Below are 4,283 nucleotides of genomic sequence, written 5' to 3' on the forward strand. Positions count from 1 at the left end.
CTTGGATGAAGGTATTCAGTTTTGAGCGTGCAAGCTCAAAGAAAAGAGTGCGGTGGCAGTGGCAAGAAGGATACACCTGTTCCCATGCCGAACACAGAAGTTAAGCTTCTTCGCGCCGAAAGTAGTTGGTGGGAAACTGCCTGCGAGGATAGGGCGCTGCCGCGCGACATTCCGCCTTAGCTCAGTTGGTAGAGCGCTTGACTGTTAATCAGGATGTCGTCAGTTCGAGTCTGACAGGCGGAGTAGCGGGAAGTAGCTCAGCTTGGTAGAGCACCTGCTTTGGGAGCAGGGGGTCGCAGGTTCGAATCCTGTCTTCCCGATTTCAGGGTCACCTGAACAAAAGAAAATGCGGAAGTAGTTCAGTGGTAGAACATCACCTTGCCATGGTGGGGGTCGCGGGTTCGAATCCCGTCTTCCGCTTAGTGCCCGGGCACTAGAATTGAATAGCCAAGCGCACCCATAGCGCAACTGGATAGAGTGTCTGACTACGAATCAGAAGGTTGTAGGTTCAAGTCCTACTGGGTGCATTTGGAGGATTAGCTCAGTTGGGAGAGCATCTGCCTTACAAGCAGGAGGTCATAGGTTCGAGCCCTATATCCTCCATCTGGTCCATTGGAGCAGTGGTTTATCTCGCCTCCCTGTCACGGAGGAGATCGCGGGTTCAAATCCCGCATGGACCGTAACTGAAGCAACGACTTAGGTCGTTGCTTTTTTTGTGCTTTTTGCTGAATCAGCCTACTTGCAATCGCTTACAACTTAAGGTATTATACAGGTAGAGAAAGATCTTTCGAATTGACAGCTTAGTTTTTGTGAAAGAGGGTCTGCGAATGTCAGAAAAGATGATCGTCAAGTGAGCCTCCTGAAGAACCAAAATTGTCATTTCACTGTTGGCAGGCTGATGGCTGCACCAAAGGCCACATTCTAGCGGGAAAGCCTTCCGCGCAAAGGTGTTCTGTTTGTTCACGGCGGCAAGGGTGCTCAAGAATAAGGCTTGCGAACGGTTTGCAATAAAATTGAATATTTGCCAAAAGGGCCGCATGTTAGTGTTCAGACATGGGGTCCTTTTTTTACGGCTTTTTGTACTAAAATTTAGATAAAGAACAAACGAAAGCACAAAGGAGAAAAGACAAATGACGGACATCAAGCTGATTGCGATAGATATTGACGGAACTCTGGTCAATTCCAAGAGTGAGCTGACTCCAGAAACGATCGCAGCGATCAAAGAGGCTAAGAGCCGGGGAATCAAGGTGGTTCTGTGTACTGGCCGCCCATTAAGCGGGGCGGAAGCGCTGCTTGAGCAGCTGGACTTGGACCACGCGGCTGACCAGTACCTAGTCTGCTTTGGCGGGGCAGTAGTGAAAACGACTGCTGGCCAGGTAATCTATGAACGCGGGATTTCTTATGAGGACTTTGTTGATCTGGAAGGGATTGCCCGCAAGTTGAATATCCACTTTCAAGCGATCAGCAGCGACCGGATCTATACCTGCAACAAGGATATTGGCAAGTACACCTTGTATGAAGCCAACCTGGTCAACTTGGGCATCTCTTATAGAACGCCAGAAGAGATGCGGGGGATTGAGCTGATCAAGGCGATGTATATTGAGGACGCGGAGATACTGGATTCGGCCATTGCCCACCGGGAGCTTTTTGAAAAAATTGGCAGCCGTCTGGATTTGATGAAGACGGCACCTTTTTACTACGAGGCTTATGCCAAGGGCGTGAACAAGGGAGCAGCTTTAGACAAGCTTTGCGGGATTTTGAAAATCAGCCGCGACCAAGTCCTGGCTTTAGGCGATGAAGAAAATGATTTGAGCATGATCAAATTTGCCAAGCTGGGCGTGGCGATGGGCAATGCAACCGCGCAAGTCAAGGCAGCCGCGGAAGAGATTACCGCGGACAATGATCATGACGGGGTAGCCCTGGCTATCCGGAAGTTTGCCTTATAGGAGGCGAAGAATATGGAAATTAAAGAATTGCCGACTGAGCAGCGGAATCCGGCCAGCATGCGGATCGACCAGATGACGGCAGCAGAAATCGTCAAGACGATCAACGACGCTGACCAGACGGTGGCAGAAGCCGTGAAAAGGGCGTCTGGCCCGCTGGCGGAAGCGATTGACCAGGCCGCGGACCATTATCGCCGGGGCGGGCGCTTGATCTATATGGGGGCGGGCACTAGCGGCCGTCTGGGCGTCTTGGACGCGGTTGAGCTGGTGCCGACATACGGGATCAGTCCTGACCGGGCGGTAGGCTTGCTTGCCGGGGGTCCGGGCGCCATGTTCAAAGCCGTGGAAGGGGCTGAAGACCGGGCGGACCTGGGGCAAAAAGACCTGCAGGATCTGAAGCTTAAGCAAGATGACGTCGTGATTGGGTTGGCGGCCAGCGGCCGGACTCCGTATGTTCTGGGCGGGCTTGACTACGCCAGCCGGGTCGGTGCCTTGACGATCGCGGTAGCTTGCGTTTCTGGCAGCCTGATCGGTCAGCACGCGCAAATTGCCATTGAGGCCGTGACAGGGCCGGAAGTGATCACCGGTTCTACGCGGATGAAGGCCGGCACGGCCCAAAAGATGATCTTGAATGCCTTGTCGACAGGGATCATGATCAAGCAGGGCAAGATTTACCAAAACGTGATGATCGCAGTGAAGCCGACCAACCAGAAGCTGGTTGACCGGGCGATTCGGATCATTATGACGGTCGCGGATGTTGACCAGGATGCTGCCAGCGCGGCTTTGGCCAAAAGCAAAAGCGACGTGCCAGCGGCGGTCGTCATGCTGAAGCGGGGATGCGGCTTGGCAGAAGCGGCCCAATTATTGAAAAAGCATCAAGGCAACGTGGCCGATGTCATTAAATTGAGATAGCAGGGTGGCTCTCGAAAAGTTCCCAACTAATTAAACAAGACGCCCCTAGTGTTTGGGGAGTTAGCGATCTTGATGGTCAAGGCAGGTGCCTGTTGACTGATGATTCTGCCAAGTTCCGCCTGCATCAGCGGGTTATGGGTCAAGACCGACCCAGCCAGGGCTAGCAAGGGATTGATGCCGGGATTGCGCTTGAACAGAAGTAGAATTTGCTGGGCCAGCAGCTTTGCTTGGTGGGCAAAAATTGGCGCGGCATCGGCTTGGCCGGCCAGCTGCTTGGCCAGACCAGCGATTTGCGGGCGGGGAGCTTGGTAGAAAGCTGCCACGAGCTCAGGAATGGAGGAAGCGGAGAAGTAGCTGAGGACCAAGTGAGCGAGGGGATGCACTTGCCCCTGGTCATTGGTATGCAGCACGGCTTTGACGGCTTCGGCCGCGATCTGATAGGCGCTGCCTTCGTCTCCGAGCAGCCAGCCCCAGCCACCGGCGCGGGACAAGCGGCCGGCATTCTTGGCATAGACGATCGAGCCGGTTCCCGCAATCGCCAACAGGCCGTCTTGACCTTCAAGTGCACTGAGCAGGGCCAGTCTGGCATCGCTGGTCAGTGAAACCTGCCCAGCGTAGTCACGCAGACGGCTGGTGATTTCAGTGGCAAAAAGCTCCTGTTGCTGGCTGCTTTCCCAGCCCGCGATTCCGATCAGGATCCGCTGGCACTTCCAGTCTTTGTTTGGCAAAGCGGCCGTGGCTTTTTCTATGGCGGAAACGATATTGGCCAGGGTCTGGGGCAAATCCAAGACAATGCTGCCCGGACCAGCTTCGCCATGGCCAACCACCTCTCCTTGCTCATCGTAGCAGTCAGCGGTCACGTGGCTGCCGCCACTGTCGACGCCGAGTAAATACGTATTTTCTTCTGTCATGCCTTTACCTCTTTTTTAGAAATTCTAAAAGCAATATAGTACAAATTTAGGCTTAAAAAAATAATTTCCAAAAAAATCAGAAAAAATTTCGCAACGAAAAGCGTAATTTACGAACAATAACTTCATATTTTGCCAAATCGCGGAAAATGAACAGGGAAAAGTTCGCGTCAGCCAAAAGCGCTTTGTCACAACGCGGCCGCGCGTTCACCTATTAAACCGAATGAAAATCCAAATTTGACGAAAGAAAAAACACGAGTATACTAATATTTGTTGTCGCGCGAGACACGAAGCTCTCACGGAGGCACGAAAAAATAAATCAAAAAACTTGTTGACAAATTCTTAACAAGCGAGTAAGATATAAAACGTTGCGTCGCCGAAAGGCAAGCAACGGTTGGTACTTTGAAAACTGAACAAAGTTTCGCAGTGTGCGGGTTCAAGTTTACTTGAATCCAAACAAATAAGCGAAGTCAATTCGCAAGCAATAATCTGGAGCAGATTAAAAAGAGCTCATTTTCAA

The 4,283-nt window shown here is 52.1% G+C and carries 3 protein-coding genes, 6 tRNA genes and 1 rRNA gene; 9 read left to right on the plus strand and 1 reads right to left on the minus strand.

Going from position 1 to position 4,283, the window contains the following annotated elements:
- Positions 1 to 48 precede the first annotated feature (48 nt).
- From rrf to murQ, 9 genes are all read left to right on the plus strand, one after another.
- A 5S ribosomal RNA gene (rrf, locus tag FYJ62_RS10090) occupies positions 49 to 165 on the plus strand.
- A gap of 5 nt (positions 166 to 170) precedes the next feature.
- A tRNA-Asn gene (locus FYJ62_RS10095) sits at positions 171 to 243 on the plus strand.
- A gap of 3 nt (positions 244 to 246) precedes the next feature.
- A tRNA-Pro gene (locus FYJ62_RS10100) sits at positions 247 to 320 on the plus strand.
- 28 nt (positions 321 to 348) lie between these two features.
- Positions 349 to 420: transfer RNA gene (locus FYJ62_RS10105), tRNA-Gly, on the plus strand.
- A 33-nt stretch (positions 421 to 453) separates the two neighbouring features.
- A tRNA-Arg gene (locus FYJ62_RS10110) sits at positions 454 to 527 on the plus strand.
- 3 nt (positions 528 to 530) lie between these two features.
- Positions 531 to 603, plus strand: a tRNA-Val gene (locus FYJ62_RS10115).
- A 3-nt stretch (positions 604 to 606) separates the two neighbouring features.
- Positions 607 to 680 (plus strand) — tRNA-Asp (locus FYJ62_RS10120).
- Positions 681 to 1,130: 450 nt separating this feature from the next.
- Entirely contained in the window at positions 1,131 to 1,946 is an 816-nt protein-coding gene (locus FYJ62_RS10125) for a Cof-type HAD-IIB family hydrolase (RefSeq protein WP_154549547.1), read from the plus strand.
- Between the two features lie 12 nt (positions 1,947 to 1,958).
- A complete protein-coding gene (gene murQ / locus FYJ62_RS10130; RefSeq protein ID WP_154549548.1) occupies positions 1,959 to 2,855 on the plus strand; it encodes an N-acetylmuramic acid 6-phosphate etherase in 897 nt (298 codons plus the stop codon).
- Positions 2,856 to 2,881: 26 nt separating this feature from the next.
- Here the strand turns inward: murQ and FYJ62_RS10135 are convergent, their stop codons facing one another.
- On the minus strand, positions 2,882 to 3,766 hold the full coding sequence (locus FYJ62_RS10135; protein ID WP_154549549.1) for a BadF/BadG/BcrA/BcrD ATPase family protein: 885 nt from the start codon (positions 3,764 to 3,766) through the stop codon (positions 2,882 to 2,884).
- Between the last annotated feature and the right edge of the window lie 517 nt (positions 3,767 to 4,283).

This window comes from Lactobacillus porci (genome assembly GCF_009695985.1).
GTDB lineage: Bacteria > Bacillota > Bacilli > Lactobacillales > Lactobacillaceae > Lactobacillus > Lactobacillus absianus.